The organism is Gemmatimonadota bacterium (assembly GCA_016713785.1).
Taxonomy (GTDB): Bacteria; Gemmatimonadota; Gemmatimonadetes; order Gemmatimonadales; family GWC2-71-9; genus JADJOM01.
The window spans coordinates 522557-537838 of the sequence record JADJOM010000001.1; the positions used below are offsets into that span (position 1 = coordinate 522557).

At 72.3% G+C, this 15282-nt stretch carries 11 protein-coding genes; 6 read left to right on the forward strand and 5 right to left on the reverse strand.

Translation table 11 applies throughout. From position 1 onward, the window contains the following. The first annotated feature begins 58 nt into the window (after positions 1–58). The gene (locus IPJ95_02300) at positions 59–1834 is read left to right on the forward strand and encodes a DUF748 domain-containing protein (GenBank protein ID MBK7922445.1); all 1776 of its coding nucleotides are present in this window, start codon (positions 59–61) and stop codon (positions 1832–1834) included. A 70-nt stretch (positions 1835–1904) separates the two neighbouring features. Here IPJ95_02300 and glmS read toward each other — a convergent pair whose 3' ends face one another. From glmS to IPJ95_02320, 4 genes are all read right to left on the reverse strand, one after another. Further along, positions 1905–3731 (reverse strand): glutamine--fructose-6-phosphate transaminase (isomerizing), encoded by a 1827-nt coding sequence (gene glmS, locus IPJ95_02305; protein MBK7922446.1) that lies wholly within the window; start codon positions 3729–3731, stop codon positions 1905–1907. Between the two features lie 12 nt (positions 3732–3743). Continuing rightward, positions 3744–5123, reverse strand: a complete 1380-nt coding sequence (gene glmM, locus IPJ95_02310) for a phosphoglucosamine mutase (protein ID MBK7922447.1) — start codon at positions 5121–5123, stop codon at positions 3744–3746. A 77-nt stretch (positions 5124–5200) separates the two neighbouring features. After that, the gene (locus tag IPJ95_02315; protein MBK7922448.1) at positions 5201–6238 is read right to left on the reverse strand and encodes a response regulator; all 1038 of its coding nucleotides are present in this window, start codon (positions 6236–6238) and stop codon (positions 5201–5203) included. 148 nt (positions 6239–6386) lie between these two features. After that, the gene (locus IPJ95_02320) at positions 6387–7448 is read right to left on the reverse strand and encodes a response regulator (protein MBK7922449.1); all 1062 of its coding nucleotides are present in this window, start codon (positions 7446–7448) and stop codon (positions 6387–6389) included. An 83-nt stretch (positions 7449–7531) separates the two neighbouring features. Between IPJ95_02320 and IPJ95_02325 the strand changes: the two genes are divergently transcribed. From IPJ95_02325 to IPJ95_02345, 5 genes are all read left to right on the forward strand, one after another. After that, on the forward strand, positions 7532–8695 hold the full coding sequence (locus IPJ95_02325; protein ID MBK7922450.1) for a cystathionine gamma-synthase: 1164 nt from the start codon (positions 7532–7534) through the stop codon (positions 8693–8695). Between the two features lie 150 nt (positions 8696–8845). After that, positions 8846–9850 carry a M48 family metallopeptidase gene (locus IPJ95_02330; GenBank protein MBK7922451.1) on the forward strand — a complete coding sequence of 335 codons (1005 nt, stop codon included), beginning with the start codon at positions 8846–8848 and terminating at the stop codon, positions 9848–9850. Further along, positions 9847–11124: a phosphoribosylamine--glycine ligase gene (gene purD / locus IPJ95_02335; GenBank protein MBK7922452.1), complete on the forward strand. Its 1278-nt coding sequence runs from the start codon at positions 9847–9849 to the stop codon at positions 11122–11124. The genes IPJ95_02330 and purD overlap by 4 nt, the downstream gene beginning before the upstream one ends. Before the next feature lie 91 nt (positions 11125–11215). Further along, positions 11216–11596: a hypothetical protein gene (locus IPJ95_02340; GenBank protein ID MBK7922453.1), complete on the forward strand. Its 381-nt coding sequence runs from the start codon at positions 11216–11218 to the stop codon at positions 11594–11596. 266 nt (positions 11597–11862) lie between these two features. Next, positions 11863–12486 (forward strand): sigma-70 family RNA polymerase sigma factor, encoded by a 624-nt coding sequence (locus IPJ95_02345; protein MBK7922454.1) that lies wholly within the window; start codon positions 11863–11865, stop codon positions 12484–12486. Positions 12487–12510: 24 nt separating this feature from the next. Here the strand turns inward: IPJ95_02345 and IPJ95_02350 are convergent, their stop codons facing one another. Then, complete coding sequence (locus tag IPJ95_02350; protein ID MBK7922455.1) at positions 12511–15108, reverse strand: protein kinase; 2598 nt, start codon at positions 15106–15108, stop codon at positions 12511–12513. Positions 15109–15282 lie beyond the last annotated feature (174 nt).

The following is a 15282-nucleotide window of genomic DNA, read 5'->3' on the forward strand; positions in this document are numbered from 1 at the left end:
GCCCAGAGGTAGGCGGCCCTCGACCGGGGGGGGCCGCCCGCGGGGGTATCTTGGGGACATGCCCCTGCGCCCCCTCCACCGCCGGATCCTGGTCGGCGCCCTCGCCACCGTGCTCCTGTCGGGGGCCGGGATCGTGCTGCTCGAGCGCGCGCTCGAGGCCGCGCTCCGGGTCCCGGTCGACGCCTACCTGCGCGCGCGGACCCTCCGCATGGCCAACGGCGCGCCCGGATCTGGCCTCGACATCGGACTGCCGGTGCTCCGCCTCAGCCTGTTCCGCCGGCGCCTGGTGCTGGAGCGGGTCCGGATCCAGTTCGACCAGACGCGGGACAGCGTCGCGCTGCATTTCGTGGCGGAGGCGCCGGTCATCACCCTGTCCGGACTCGACCTCAGCGACGTCATCTGGCGACGGAACTTCCGCCTCTCCGGCGTCGCGCTCGAACGCCCCTCCGTGCGCCGCGAGGTGGACGGGCCGGCCGATCACCTGGCGCCCCGCGACGCCCCGCCGGACTCCCTCCCCGTGACCCTCCCCGCCCCGGACTCCCTGCTCTACCGGCTGGTGGCGGGCTGGCTGCCGGACGAGGTCCGCGGCGCCCGGATCGAGCGGGTGCGGGTCACGGATGCCACCATCAGCTCGCGGGAGCGGCGCGGCACGCGGGCCGTCCGCGACTCCACCACCGGGCTCAGCCTCGAGCTGCGCGGCCTGCAGCTCGACAGCGCCGCCCACCGGGTCTTCGAGTACGGCACCCTGCGCCTGGCCGCGGCGCTCCATGCCACCGGCGTGCCCACGGAGAGCCTGCAGGTCGAGCGGGTCCTGCTCACCATGAGCGCGGACGACACCACCTTCGACATCGGCGAGCTCCGCTCCGCCGCCACCGCGGGGGGACACCAGTTCCGCGCCGTGGGCCTGCGCCGCTCCTTCGCGCGCCAGCTGCTCACGGTCGACACGGTGACCTACGACCCGGTCCACGCCGACTCGACGTACTTCGCCGCGGCCGGCCCCCGGAGCACCCGGGTGCGGGCCGCGCTCACCGGCATCCGGGTGCTGGGCCTGCGGCAGGAGAACCTGCGTCACCGGCGGATCACCGCGGGGGGGGTCTGGGTGGGCCAGGCGACGCTCGACGTGCTGGCGGACCGGCGAACGCCGGCCGGCCCGCCCCGCCCCCGGGTGCTCTGGCCGGCGCGCTTCCTGGCGTGGAATGTCGTGGTGGGCGCCGACTCGATCGTCCTCGAGGACGGCGCCATCCGCTACGGCGAGCTGGCGCCGGGCCGCACCCAGGCGGGCGCGGTGAGCTTCGAGCAGCTCCGGGCCACCGTGCGTCACCTGAGCAATGACTCCACGGCGACACGGGCCGGTCCCGCACGGCTCGAGGCCTCCGCCCGCCTCTTTGGCCAGGGGGCCCTCAGCGCCGTGATCGAGGTGCCGGTCCAGCCCGGCCCGCTGCGTGTCCGTGCGCACGGCGAACTGGGGCGGCTGGACCTGGCCCGTTTCAACCGGTTCCTGCTGCCGTCCAACGGCCTGGAGATCACCGGCGGCACGCTGCAGGCCGCGCGGTTCCGCTTCGTGGTGTCCGGCGGGCAGGCCAGCGGCGAGTTCGGTGCCGCGTGGGAGGGGCTCGAGCTCCGCCTGGTGGACCCGGTCACGGGCCGCCAGAACCTCGGCAAGAAGCTCAAGAGCATGGTGGCGGGACGCCTGGTGCGGTCCCGGCAGCCGCCGGACGAGACCGGCGCGCTCCGCACCGCGCCGATCGCCTACCACCTGCAGCCGGGCGACAGCTTCTGGGGGCTGCTGTGGCGCGCGGTCCGGTCCGGGATGGTGAAGTCCGTGAAGCCCTGAGCCCCCAATGCCGACGGGCGGCTCCCCGAGGGGAGCCGCCCGTCCGTGCCCACCTGCCGCCGGCCGGGGCCTACTCGACCGTGACGCTCTTGGCCAGGTTGCGCGGCTGGTCCACGTTGCAGCCGCGGCGGACGGCCACGTAGTAGCTGAAGAGCTGCAGCGGGATGATCGTCAGGATCGGCGTCAGCAGGTCGAGGGTGTCGGGGATGGTGAAGGTGGCCGCCGCCAGCCGCTTGATCTGATCGTCGCCCTCGTTCTTGATGGCGATCACCTGCCCGCCGCGGGCCCGGACCTCCTCCACGTTCGACACGATCTTGCCGTGCACCGCGTCCTTGGGCGCGATGAACACCACCGGCATGTTCTCGTCGATCAGCGCGATCGGCCCGTGCTTCATCTCCGCCGCCGGGTACCCCTCGGCGTGGATGTAGGAGATCTCCTTGAGCTTGAGGGCGCCCTCGAGCGCCACCGGGAAGTTCACCCCCCGGCCGAGATAGAGCGCGTTGTTGCTGCGCCAGAACCGCTCCGCCAGCGCCTCGACCTCCTCGTGCCGGTCGAGGATCTGCTGGATCTGCTCCGGCAGCGCCTTGAGCCCCTGGATGATCTGCCGGCCCTGCAGGATGCTCAGGTTCCTGAGCCGCCCGAACCGCAGCGTGATGAGCGCCAGCGCGATCACCTGGCTGGTAAACGCCTTGGTGCTCGCCACGCCCACCTCGGGGCCGGCGTGCAGGTAGATGCCGCCGTCCACCTCGCGCGCGATCGTGGACCCCACCGAGTTCACCAGGCCGATGGTCCGCGCCCCGCGGCGCTTGGCCTCGCGGATCGCGGCGAGGGTGTCGGCGGTCTCGCCCGACTGCGAGATGCCGATGACCAGGGTGCGGTCGTCGACCACCGGGTTCCGGTAGCGGAACTCGGAGGCGTACTCCACCTCGACCGGGATCCGCGCCAGCTCCTCCAGCATGTACTCGCCGATCAGCCCGGAGTGCCAGCTGGTGCCGCAGGCGGTGATGACGATCCGGTTGATCCGCTTGATGTCGTCGTCGGTGAGGTTGAGGCCGCTGACCCGCGCCGTCCCCTCCTCCTCGAGCAGGTGGCCGCGCATGGTGTTGCGCACGGTATCCGGCTGCTCGAAGATCTCCTTCAGCATGAAGTGGTTGTACCCGCCCCGCTCGATGGTGGCGAGGTCCCACTCGATCTGGTTGACCGGCTTCTCGATGCGGGTGGCCGCGAGGTCGCGGACGTGGTACCCCTCGCGGGTGAGCACGACCATCTCGCCGTCGTCCAGGTACACCACCGAACGGGTGTGCGAGAGGATGGCCGACGCGTCCGAGGCCACGAACCACTCGCCGTCGCCCACGCCCACCAGCAGCGGCGAGCCCTTCCGCGCCGCCACCAGCACGTCCGGCTCGTCCTGCGACAGCACCGCGATCCCGTAGGCGCCGTCCACCTCGCGCAGCGCCTCGGCCACCGCCTCCTCGAGGTTGCCCCGGTAGCACTCGCCCACCAGGTGGGCCAGCACCTCGGTGTCGGTCTCCGACTTGAACACGTGCCCGCGCTGCAGGAGCACCTGCTTGATGGCGCCGGCGTTCTCGATGATGCCGTTGTGGATCAGCGCGATCTTCCCCGACTGGTCCAGGTGGGGATGCGCGTTGGTGGCGGTGGGCGGGCCGTGGGTGGCCCAGCGGGTGTGGCCGATGCCGATGGTGCCCTTCGGGGTGTACTCCGCCAGCTGCTGCTCCAGCGCCGACAGCTTGCCCGACTGCTTGAGGACCACCAGGCCCGAGCCGTTCAGGACCGCGATGCCGGAGGAGTCATACCCACGGTACTCGAGGCGCCGCAGCCCCTCGATGAGGAGCGCCACCGCCTGCCTGGGGCCTACGTACCCGACGATGCCACACATGCCAGGCCGTCCTCAACTGGAAAAGAGTTCGCGACAGACGGACACCAGGGCCTGCGCGTCCGCGTCCGTCGGGGCCTCCGCGATGAACCGGACGATGGGCTCGGTTCCGGAGGGCCGCACATGCACCCAGCGGTCGGACCATGCAAGCCTCAGTCCGTCGCGGGAATCCGGCACCGCGTCCGAAAAGCGGGCCTTCAGGCGCGCGTAAACTGGCGCTAAGTCGTTGCCGCGTGGTGCTTTGGCCTTCACGATCCGGTACCGAGGCTGCCCTCCCACCAGGGAGGCCACCGACTGTCCCGTTGCCGCAAGCAGGTGCAGGATCAGTGCCACACCGACCGGAGCGTCCCGGCCGATGTGCAGCGAGGGCAGAATGACCCCCCCATTCCCCTCCCCACCGATCAGCGCCCCCTCGTCCCGGATGGTCCGGGCCACATTGGCCTCCCCCACGGGGGCCCGGACAAACCGGGCCCCCCCCATCCGTGCGGCGTCCTCGACCACCAGGCTGGTGCTGAGGTTGGCCACGACCGTCGGCTGGCCCGCCCGGCCGCCCGACGGCGCGGCGGAATGCGACAGCATGGCGCGGACGGCCAGCGCGAGGGTGTAATCCTCCCCGATGGGGGCCCCGGTCTCGTCCACCAGCGCCAGCCGGTCCACGTCCGGATCCACCGCCAGCCCGATCGCCGCGCCGCTCTCCCGTACCAGACGCGACAAATCGCCCAGATTCTCAGGGAGCGGCTCGGGCGGGCGCGGGAACCGGCCATCGACCTCGGTATGGATGGCGTGGACCCGGCAGCCGAGCTGCTCGAGCAGCGCGGGCATGGTGGTGCCGCCGGCGCCCCGGACGCAGTCGAGCGCCACCACGAAGTGCCGCGCCCGGATGGCCGCCACGTCGATCATGGGAAGCGCCAGCACCTGCGCGAGATGCCGGGCGATGGCCCCGGGATCCTCCCGGACGGCGCCGACCCCCTCCCACCCGGCTCGCGGCGGGCCCGCCTCCGCGAGGGCCCGGACCCGGGCGCCGTCCTCGCCATCGAGGAACACCCCGTCCGGCCCCACCAGCTTGAGGGCGTTCCACTCGATCGGGTTGTGGCTCGCGGTCAGGATCAGGCCGGCGCCGGCGTGGTGGTGTTCCACCGCCAGCTGGACGGTCGGCGTGGGCGCGATGCCGACGTCGATCACGTCCACGCCCACCGACATGAGCCCCGCGGTGGCGGCGCGCGCGAACATGGGCCCGCTGGTCCGGGCATCGCGGCCCAGGACCACGAGCGGCTTGCCGCTGGCCCGGGCCCACGCGCCGAGGGCGGCAGCGTGGCGGGCGACGAGCTCCGGGGTGAGGTCCTTGCCTACGATCCCCCGCATCCCGGAGACACTGATCATCAGGGTGTCAGACATGGCGGTAAGGTAGCGGCGGGGGCGGCGGGGGAGGAGGGAGCGGACCGTGGAACCGTCGGGCGCCACCCCCCGCCCCGCTAGCCGATCAGCGGGGCGGCGGCGGCGGGCGGAAACTCGAGCCGGAAGGCCGCCACCACCTCGGCGTCGAAATGGCTGCCGGCGTGCGAGTCGAGCTCGGCGAGCGCGGTCTCGGGCGACAGCGAGCTCCGGTAGGAGCGGTCGGTCGTCATCGCGTCGTACGCGTCGGCCACGGCCACGATGCGCGCCGCCCAGGGGATGCGCGGCCCCTCCAGGCGGTCGGGGAAGCCCTCGCCGTCCACCCGCTCGTGGTGCGAGCGGACGATCGAGAGCACCAGCGGGTTCTCGCGCACCAGCGGCGAGAGGATCCGCTCGCCCAGCACCGTGTGGGCGCTGATCGAGGTGAACTCCTCGGACGTGAGCGGCCCCGGTTTCCGCAGGATGGCCTCGGGGGTGCCGATCTTGCCGATGTCGTGCAGCGCGGCGCCCAGCCGGATGTCCTCCAGCGCCTGGCCCGAGAACCCCATCCGCGCCGCCAGCCGCTCGGCATAGTGGCTCACCCGGGTGGAGTGCCCGCGGGTGTAGGGGTCCTTGGCGTCGAGGGCATGGACCAGGGTCTGCACCCCCTCGAGGAACATCTCCTTGATCCGCACCGCCTGCTGGTCGACCAGCCGCTCCAGGTTCTGCTGGTAGAACCGGTTCTGCAGCTGCAGCTCCCGCTTCTCGAGGGCGCGGCGGATGCGGGAGTGGATCTCGCCCAGCAGGGCGGGCTTGGTGATGTAGTCGAGCGCCCCGGCCTGCAGGCAGGCCACGGCGGTTTCCGCCTCGCGAATGCCGGAGAGCATCACCACCGCCATGTCCGGGTAGCGCTTGCGCGCCTCGCGCAGCAGGCCCAGGCCGTCGAGGCCGGGCATGGACACGTCGGAGACCAGGAGCGGGAGCTCGCCGGTCTGGTCGAGGATGGTGAGCGCCTCGAGGCCGGAGCCCGCCTCGAGACAGGCCAGTCCCAGCCCCTCGAGCACGTGGGCCATGGCGCGCCGCAGGTCGGGGTCGTCGTCGGCGAGCAGGCACAACGCCGGCCCGCTGCCGGGAGGCATGGCGGGTTCCGGCGGGGGCGGCGCGGGCGGCGCCGCCCCCCGGCGGCGCGACGGCGGCAAGGGAGGCACCCTTGAGTTTCGCAGCACACGGCACCGCCGGGCGGTGACGACGGTCACGCCCGGCGGTTCATGATGCCACCCCGGCGGCTCACACGGTCAGCGGCAGCTGGCCCGGGTCGGGGAAGGCGGCGAGGAAGGCGCGGACCACGTCGGGATCGAAGTGGGTGCCGACGCAGCGCTCCAGCTCCTCCATGGCGGCCTGCGGCGTCCGGGAGGCCCGGTAGGCGCGGTTGGTGGTCATGGCGTCGAAGGCATCCACCACGCAGACGATGCGTGCCTCGAACGGGATGTCGCCGCCGGCCAGGCGGTCGGGGAAGCCGCGCCCGTCCATTCGTTCGTGGTGGTTGCGCACGATGCGCAGTACCGTCGGGTTCTCGCGCGCCAGCGGGGCCAGGATCTTCTCGCCGAGCATGGTGTGCTCGGTGATGTGCAGGAACTCCTCGTCGGTCAGCGGCCCCGGCTTGTTGAGCACCGCCTCGCGGGTGCCGATCTTGCCGATGTCGTGCAGTTCCCCGCCCAGCCGGATCTCCTCGAGCTTCTCGCCGGTGAAGCCGAGGCGCACCGCGGTCTGCACCGCGTAGCGGCTCACCCGGATGGAATGGCCGCTGGTGTAGGCATCCTTCGCTTCCAGCGCCTGGGCCAGGGTCTGCACCCCCTGCAGGAACAGCTCCTTGATGCGGTTGGCCTGCACCCGCACCCGGAGCTCGAGGTTGCGCTGGTAGAATCGCCGCTGCAGCAGCAGGTCGCGCTTCTCGAGGGCCTTGGCCACGCGGGCCCGCACCTCCTCCAGCAGCGCCGGCTTGGCGATGTAGTCGAGCGCGCCCTTGTCGAGGCAGGCCACCGCGATCTTCACGTCGGCCACGCCGGAGAGCATCAGGACGGCGGTATCGGGGTAGCGCCGGGTGATCTCCTCGAGCAGCTCCATGCCGGAGATGCCGGGCATGTTCACGTCGCTGATCACCAGCGGCACCTCGCCCTGCTCCGCGAGGAGCCGGAGGGCGGCCGCGCCGTCGGCGGCCTCGAGCGGCGCCAGCCCCAGCAGCTGGGTGACCTTGGCGATCGCGGAGCGGACCGGGGCATCATCGTCGACCACGAGGCAGCGGGGCGCGAGGGCGCGCGGCTCCAGGGCGGCAGCGACCTGATCGAGCATCAGCTGGCCCCTCCCCGCCCGGGCGACGCTTGCTGCCCCCGGAGCGGGCGGGTAACCTTCGCCCGACCCGAACCCGGTTCCGCATGACTCAGCTTCGCGAAGACGATGCGCGGCATGGCTTTGCCACCCGCGCGGTGCACGCCGGCCAGGCCCCCGATCCGCTCTCCGGCGCGGTGATGACGCCCATCTACCAGACGTCCACCTACGTCCAGGAGGGGCTGGGCCGGCACAAGGGGTACGAGTACGCCCGCACCCAGAATCCCACCCGCGAGGCGCTGGAGCGGTGCGTGGCCAGCCTCGAGGGCGGCACGCACGGCTTTGCCTTCGGCTCCGGGCTCGCGGCGCTCGACACCATCCTCAAGCTGCTCTCGAGCGGCGACCACGTGGTCTGCGGCGAGAACGTCTACGGCGGCTCGCACCGGCTGATGGAGCGGGTCTACGGCCGGTTCGGCCTGACGTTCACCTTCGTGGACATGCGCGACCCGGACCGGGTGGCCAGCGCCATCACCCCGGCCACCCGGCTGGTGTACGGCGAGACCCCCACCAACCCGATGATGTTCCTCGCGGACCTCGAGGCCATCGGCCACATCACCCAGGCGCGCGGGCTGCTCTTCGCGGTGGACAATACCTTCGCCACGCCGTACTTCCAGCAGCCGCTGGCGCTGGGCGCCGACCTCGTGCTCCACTCCACCACCAAGTACCTCAACGGCCACAGCGACATGGTGGGCGGCATGCTGGTTACCGCCCGCGACGACCTGGCCGAGCGGATCGGCTTCCTGCAGAACGCCGCCGGCGGGGTGCCCGGTCCCATGGACTGCTGGCTCTGCCTCCGCGGCCTCAAGACCCTCCCGCTCCGCATGCGCCAGCACGACGCCAACGGCCGCGAGCTCGCGGCCTGGCTGGTGAAGCATCCACAGGTACGGAAGGTCTACTACCCGGGGCTCCCCGACCATCCGCAGCACGCGCTCGCCTGCCGGCAGATGCGGGGTTTCGGCGGGATGATCTCGATCGAGCTGGGCGATCCGGCGCTGGCCCGCCGGGTGGTCGAACGCACCCGGGTCTTTGCGCTGGCCGAATCCCTCGGCGGCGTCGAGAGCCTCATCGGCCACCCGGCGAGCATGACCCACGCCTCCGTCCCCCTCGCGCTGCGACAGGCCATGGGCCTGACCGACAGCCTGGTGCGGCTGAGCTGCGGCGTGGAAGAAGCCGAGGATCTGATGGCGGATCTGGAGCAGGCGCTGGGGTAGGCGGCTCGGCGACCCGGCGGCCTGGCCCTGCGACGTCCCCGCCGGGCCGTCAGGCCGCCACACCGCCGCGCCACTGAGTTGTCTCATCCTGAAACCACCTATCGTTCGAGGCGTACGGACCTCGTCCCATACCACGAGCCGCTCATGTCGATGCCAGCGCCACGCCCTCGTCGCACGTTTCCTGATATTGCCCCGGTCAGCTGGGAGCATCCCGCCGACCGCGCCGCGCTGCAGACCCTGCGCTCGGTCCCGGGGTTCGAGGAGATCACCCGGAAAATCCTGGCGTTCCTTGGGGGGGAGCGGGGCATCCGACTGCTGTTCCAGGCCAACGCCATCCGGGTGGGACCCACCCAGTTCCCGAAGCTCTGGACCACCCACGTCGAAGTCTGCACGACCTTCGACTGGCCGACGGTCCCTGAGCTCTATGTCTCGCAGACGCCGGTATTTAACGCCGGCGCCTATGGCGTGGACTCCCCATTTATCGTCCTCCACTCCGCCGCACTTGAATTGCTGGACGACGACGAGGTCCGGGTGCTGCTGGCCCACGAAATGGGCCACGTCATGAGCGGCCACGCCTTCTACCGGACCATTGCCGCGATCCTGTTCCTGGTGAGCGCCTCCGCGCTCCCCAGCCTGGCCGGCCTGGCCCTGATCCCGGTGAAGCTGGCGTTCCTGGAGTGGTCCCGGAAATCGGAGCTCTCGAGCGACCGCGCCGGCCTGCTGGGCAGCCAGGACCCGATCGCCGCGCAGAGCCTCTTCATGAAGATGGCCGGCGGGGTGCGCCCGGGATTGCACGAGGGCCAGCTCGACCTCGACAGCTTCATGGCCCAGGCCCACGAGTACGCCACCAGCAACGAGGGGCTGGACGTGCTCTACAAGGTGCTGAGCACCCTGATGGTGACCCACCCGATGCACACCGTCCGCGCGGCGGAGCTGCAGCGCTGGATCGGCCAGGGGGAATACGACCGCATCGTCCGGGGCGAGTACACCCGGCGCGGGGCGGAGTCGCAGGAGCGGCCGCTGCGGGATGAGGTGAACGCGGCGAAGGACTACTACGCGCAGGAAGCGCGGGAGACGATCGGCCAGGTGGTGGACGCCGCGAAGAAGGCGGCCGAGCGCGCCAAGGACGCCTTCCGGAAGGCCCAGCAGACGTGAAGATCCTCGTCGTCGGCGGCGGGGGGCGCGAACACGCGATCGCGTGGGCCCTCCACCGCGAAGCCCCGGGGGCCCAGCTCTTCGCCGCCCCGGGCAACCCCGGCACCGCGCAGGTCGCCACCAATCTCCCCATCGCCGCCACCGATCTCGACCGCCTCGTCGCGGCCGTGGTGGCGCACGGCATCACCTTCACCATCGTCGGGCCGGAGGCGCCGCTCGCCATGGGGCTGGCCAACCGGCTGCGCGCCACGGGACATCCGGTGTTCGGCCCCGACCAGGCCGCGGCCGAGATCGAGGCCTCCAAGGCCTTCTCCAAGGCGGTGATGGAGCGCGCCGGCGTCCCGACCGCGCGGAGCCGGACCCTCACCGACCTGTCGCGCGCGCTGGCCTATATCGACGCCCATCCCGAGCCCCTGGTGGTGAAGGCCTCGGGCCTCGCGGCGGGCAAGGGCGCCATCGTGTGCGCCACCCGCGCCGAAGCACGCGGGGCGGTGACCGCCATGCTGGGCGAGGGGAAGTTCGGCGCGGCCGGGAAGGTGGTGGTCGTCGAGGAGTTCATGCCGGGCGAGGAGCTCTCGCTGCTGGCCATTACCAATGGCACCGGCATCGAGCTGCTCCCCGCGGCGCAGGACCACAAGCGACTCGGCGAGGGTGACACGGGGCCCAACACCGGCGGCATGGGCGCGTATGCACCCGTCGCACTGGCCACCCCGGCGCTGCTCGAGCGGGCGCGGCGCGAGGTGCTCGCGCCCACGCTGCGCCAGCTCGCCGCGGAGGGGGCGCCCTACAACGGCGTGCTGTACGCCGGACTCATGGTGGGTGCCGACGGCGGCCTCCGCGTGGTGGAGTTCAACTGCCGCCTCGGCGACCCGGAGACGCAGGTGGTGCTGCCGCTGGTGGACGGCGGCCTGCTCGAGTGCCTGCACCGGGTGGCCCGCGGTGAGGCCCCAAGCCCGCTCCGCGTCGGGTCCGGCGCGGCGGTGACCACGGTGCTGGCGGCGCGCGGCTATCCCGACGACCCGGAGAAGGGCGCCGCCATCGAGATCCCGGCGACCCTGCCGCCGGGCGTGACGGTGTTCCACGCCGGGACCACCCGCGACCCCGCGGGCGTGCTGCGTGCCAGCGGCGGCCGGGTGCTCAACGTGACGGCGGTGGCCCCGACGTTCGCGGAAGCCCAGGCGCTGAGCCGCGCGGGCGCCGCCGCGATTCGCTACGATGGGAAGGTATTCCGGGGTGATATCGGCTGGCGGGAGGCGGCGCGGCGGAAAGTGTGACGTGGCTCCTAGGGAATGCGGGGAGGCGATGCGAGGTTGCGGGCTCGACCTGCGGTCCCCTCTCGACCCTCCCTCCGTCTGGAGCGACGTGATGCGCCACATCCTCCTTCTCCCCGCGGCCGCCCTCGTGGCCATGTCCCTCGTTTCCGCCTGCGGCGGCGGCGACAGCAACGGGCCCGGCAATCCACCCGCCGCCGACGTTGCGATCGTTTCCGGCGCGGCCACCAAGGGCTTTCAGGCCTACAACCCCGACACCCTGCAGGTGAGCCTCGCCGCCGGCGGGACCGTCACGTGGCGGAACGACGACGGCGCGGGACACACCGTCACCGACACCACCGCCGCCAACGCCTTCAATGTGACGTTCAGCTCCCGGAACGACACCGCCTCGGTGGTGTTCGCCGCCACCGGCGAATTCCCGTACAAGTGCAGCATCCACCCCGGCATGCGCGGGCTGGTCATTGTGAATCCGTAGCCCGGAGACCATGCAGCCCCGCCTCGGCGAGGGTGCGCGGCGCGGCGCGGTCCATGGGAGTTCCCAATCCCCATCTTGGGAAACTCCCATCGGGTCGTGACCGGTTGGGATAAGCCAAGGCGGGCGCCATTCGGCGCCGGCGTCGTAACTCCTTCCACCGCAAGTTCTTCCAAACAAGGCGCGGCCCCTCGCGGCCGCGGCCCGCCCCCTGCCTTTCCCTCGGTCCGTCCGCAGGCCACCAGACGGATTCACCGATGGAGGGAACCGTGGCGAACCCCACCCCAGATTCCGCGCTGTTCGAGGAGCTGCTCACCCCGGTGCTTGCACCCGCCTACCGGACCGCGCGCCACTTCACCGGCAACGCCGCGGACGCGGAGGATGCGGTGCAGCAGGCATCCCTCCTGGCCTGGCGGGCGTTCGGCCGCTTCGAGGCAGGGACCAACTTCCGCGCCTGGTTCCTCCGGATCGTCACGAACGTGTGCCGCTCGGAGTATCGCCGGGTCCGTCGGGCGCCGAATCGGCTCTCCCTCGACGACCCGGACATGGGCGACGCGGTGCTGGGCGCCGCCGTGGCGGAGGACCTGGGCCCGGTGCCGGCCGACGTGGCGTACATCTCCGAGCTCGACACCCGCGAGATCGCCGACGCGCTGGCCCGGCTGCCGGAGGAGTATCGCACGGTGTGCACGCTCTATTTCATGGAGGAGCTGGCGTACCAGGAAATCGCGGAGATCATCGGCCGCCCGGTGGGCACGGTGCGGTCCCGGCTGCACCGCGGCCGGCGCCTGCTCAAGCAGGCGCTGCTCGCGCTCGCGGTGGAACGCGGGCTGGTCAGCGAGCCGGTGGGTGGCGTGGAGAGGGAGGAGGAGGAGGTTGGGGTGCTCGTTGCGTAAGGCGAGGCGTGGCGACCGCGGGGGTCAGTCGGCCGGGAGCTCCACGGCCCAGGCGTCCGCGCGGGCATCACGCAGGTTGAGGAGCACCGTGCCGCGCCGCGGGTCCACATCGAGGATCTCCGACCCCCGGGGAAAGGCCGCCACCACCGTGGGCTCGCCGCCGTCGCCGGGCGCGAGCCAGAGCTGCGCGCTATCGGCCGGCGCCCCCATCGGCGTGAAGTAGACATCGCGACCCTCGCGCCCGAGGTGCAGCAGGCGCATGGCCCCGCGTTGCATCAGGCGGGACCTCCCGGTGGCCAGGTCGAGGTGCGTGATGCCCCAGTTGCCATCCCCGAAGTTCTGGTAGAAGCGCAGCGTCCGACCATCGGGGGCCGCCAGCGGGAAGAAGATCCATGAGAGCGTGTCGACTCCCGGCAAGAGGCTCGGCGGTCCTCCCTCGAGCGGGACACGCCAGAGGCCGCGATTCCCCTCCCCGGTGACCAGCAGCAGTGAGTCGCCCAGCCACCCCAGCGAGGCACCCGGCCGGATCCCCGCGTATGACCGGCGCTCGCCACCATCCGCCGGGAAGATCTCGACCCCGGTCTGCCGGGACTCCTCACCCACCGCCGCCGCGATGTGCCGTCCATCCGGCGACCACGCAACGGCCAGGATGGCGGCCCGGACCGCGATGGCCCGTGGCGCACCGCCGCCGACGGGCTGGAGCTCGAGGCTCATGCCGTCCGACCGGTCGCGCACGTAGGCGATGGTCTGGCCGTCCGGCGAGAGCCTGGCGGTCCGGTAGAGGGCGGACCCCATGGTGATGAGCCGCTCCATGGCCGGCATGGCCCGTCCCGCCAGGGTCACCAGGGCAAGGTTGGACCAGCGGTCCCGGCGCACATAGACCACTCGCCGCCCGTCCCCCGAGACTGCCAGCTGGCGGATGTACTCCGGCTCGGCCGACAGCCCCGCCGCCACCAGGACGGCGGGGCCATCGGCGCGCCCCCGCCCGGACAGCCGCACCATCATGAGGTCGCTGAGCGCCCCGGAGCTCCGGAGGTAGTAGAGGCGCCGTCCGTCGGGCGCCCAGGCCGGCATCCCGATCGGGACCGAATCCTCGAGCACGATGATGGGAGCGAGGTCCGGCGGGGCGCACACCAGCAGGTGGTACCGGCGTTCCGCCGGGGCTGCGGCCGCGAACGCTACCCGCGGTCCCACCGGGCTGAGGACGGGGTCGCTGTGCCAGAGGTATCCCGAAAGGTCGCGATGGAGGGTGTCGCCGGTGGCGCGCCCGATGAGCAGGAGGCGGGTCCCACCTCCGGGGTACTGTGCCAGCCACTGCCCATCGGGCGTCAGGGCGGTCCCGTCGAGGAACCCGAGCCGTCGGCTGCCCCCGCCCAGTCGCGGCACGGTGTAGTGTCCGTAGCGCTGGGCCGAGTCGAGGGCGTCGAAGCGCACCTCGGACCCGTCGGCGGACCAGCTGGGGCCGCTGATGTCCCGCGCGAGGGCCAGCCGAACCGACTGCCCGCCTCGGAGGTCCTGGACCCGGAGCTCGTCACCCGCCTGGGTCTCGGCGACATACGCGAGCAGGCTGCCCTCAGGGGAGGGGGCCGCGGCGCTCACCGATCCTTCGAAGGTGAGCTGCCGCTGGGTGACGAGCGGCAGCCCGGTCGCCTCCACGCGCCGCACCACCACCCTGACGGCCACGGCCAGGGCGGCCACTGCCACCGCAAGCCCGGCCAGCCATCGTCCCCAGCGGGCCGGCGGGGCCGGGGCGGCCGGCACCGGTTCCACGCCCCCGCTCGGGGTGGCCAGGCCGTCGAGCTGGGGCAGGAGCTCGTCGGCGGTGGCCCAGCGCGCGGCCGGGTCCTTCTGCAGCGCCCGCATGACCAGCGCCGCGAGCGCCGCCGGAGTGTCGGGACGCCGCTCCGACACCGGCACCGGCGGATCCAGCACCTGGGCGGTGAGCACCTCGTGCGGAGTGTCCCCATCGAACGGTGGCCGCCCGGTCAGCAGTTCGTAGGCGAGGATGCCGAGCGCGTAGAGGTCCACCCGGTGGTCGAGCGCGGGATCGGCCGTGGCCTGCTCGGGGGCCATGTAGGCCGGCGTGCCCAGGGCCACGCCGCCGGTCAGGTTCCGGTCGGTCCCGAGGGCCTCGCTCATGGCCTTCGCCACGCCGAAGTCCGCGACCAGCGCGTGCCGCCCGGCGAGCAGGATGTTGTCGGGCTTGATGTCGCGGTGGATGATCCCCTTCCGGTGGGCGTAGGCCAGCGCATCGGCCACGTCGGCGACGATCCGCAGGACATCGCGCACCGGCAGGGGCCCCTCGCGGACCAACCGGGCCCGCAGGCTCTCCCCCTCGACCAGGGGCATCACGAGGTAGAAGAGCCCCCCGGCCTCGCCGGAGTCGAGCAGGGGCACGATATGCGGATGCTGCAGCCGGGCGGCGATCTGGATCTCGCGGTCGAACCGCTCCGCGGCCAGTGCGGTGGCGTGCTCCGGACGCAGCAGCTTGATGGCCACCGGCCGGCCGTGGCGCAGGTCGTCGGCGGCGAACACGGCCGCCAGCGTCCCGCCCCCCAGCTCATGCCGGATGGCGTAGCGCTCCCCCAGGAGGCCCTGGAGCTGTGCCGCGGTGATGGTCATGAACACCCCTCTGGAACCTTTTTCAACGCCGGACACTTGAGAAAGGTTCACACGGTCCGGAGCCGCCCATGCCGCCCCTCCCGCACGGCACCCAGATGCTGCCCCCCCTGGCCCGTCCCGACCTCCCCGCCGGGTCGGAGCCGCTCCACGGGGTGCCGGAACGGGTCCTCGACC

Excerpts from the sequence above, each read along its gene's own strand:
- IPJ95_02315 (MBK7922448.1), bottom strand. The coding sequence starts at position 6,238 with ATGCCTCCCGGCAGCGGGCCGGCGTTGTGCCTGCTCGCCGACGACGAC.
- IPJ95_02350 (MBK7922455.1), bottom strand. The coding sequence starts at position 15,108 with ATGACCATCACCGCGGCACAGCTCCAGGGCCTCCTGGGGGAGCGCTAC.
- glmS (MBK7922446.1), bottom strand. The coding sequence starts at position 3,731 with ATGTGTGGCATCGTCGGGTACGTAGGCCCCAGGCAGGCGGTGGCGCTC.
- IPJ95_02340 (MBK7922453.1), top strand. The coding sequence starts at position 11,216 with ATGCGCCACATCCTCCTTCTCCCCGCGGCCGCCCTCGTGGCCATGTCC.
- IPJ95_02320 (MBK7922449.1), bottom strand. The coding sequence starts at position 7,448 with ATGCTCGATCAGGTCGCTGCCGCCCTGGAGCCGCGCGCCCTCGCGCCC.
- IPJ95_02300 (MBK7922445.1), top strand. The coding sequence starts at position 59 with ATGCCCCTGCGCCCCCTCCACCGCCGGATCCTGGTCGGCGCCCTCGCC.
- glmM (MBK7922447.1), bottom strand. The coding sequence starts at position 5,123 with ATGTCTGACACCCTGATGATCAGTGTCTCCGGGATGCGGGGGATCGTA.
- IPJ95_02325 (MBK7922450.1), top strand. The coding sequence starts at position 7,532 with ATGACTCAGCTTCGCGAAGACGATGCGCGGCATGGCTTTGCCACCCGC.
- IPJ95_02330 (MBK7922451.1), top strand. The coding sequence starts at position 8,846 with ATGCCAGCGCCACGCCCTCGTCGCACGTTTCCTGATATTGCCCCGGTC.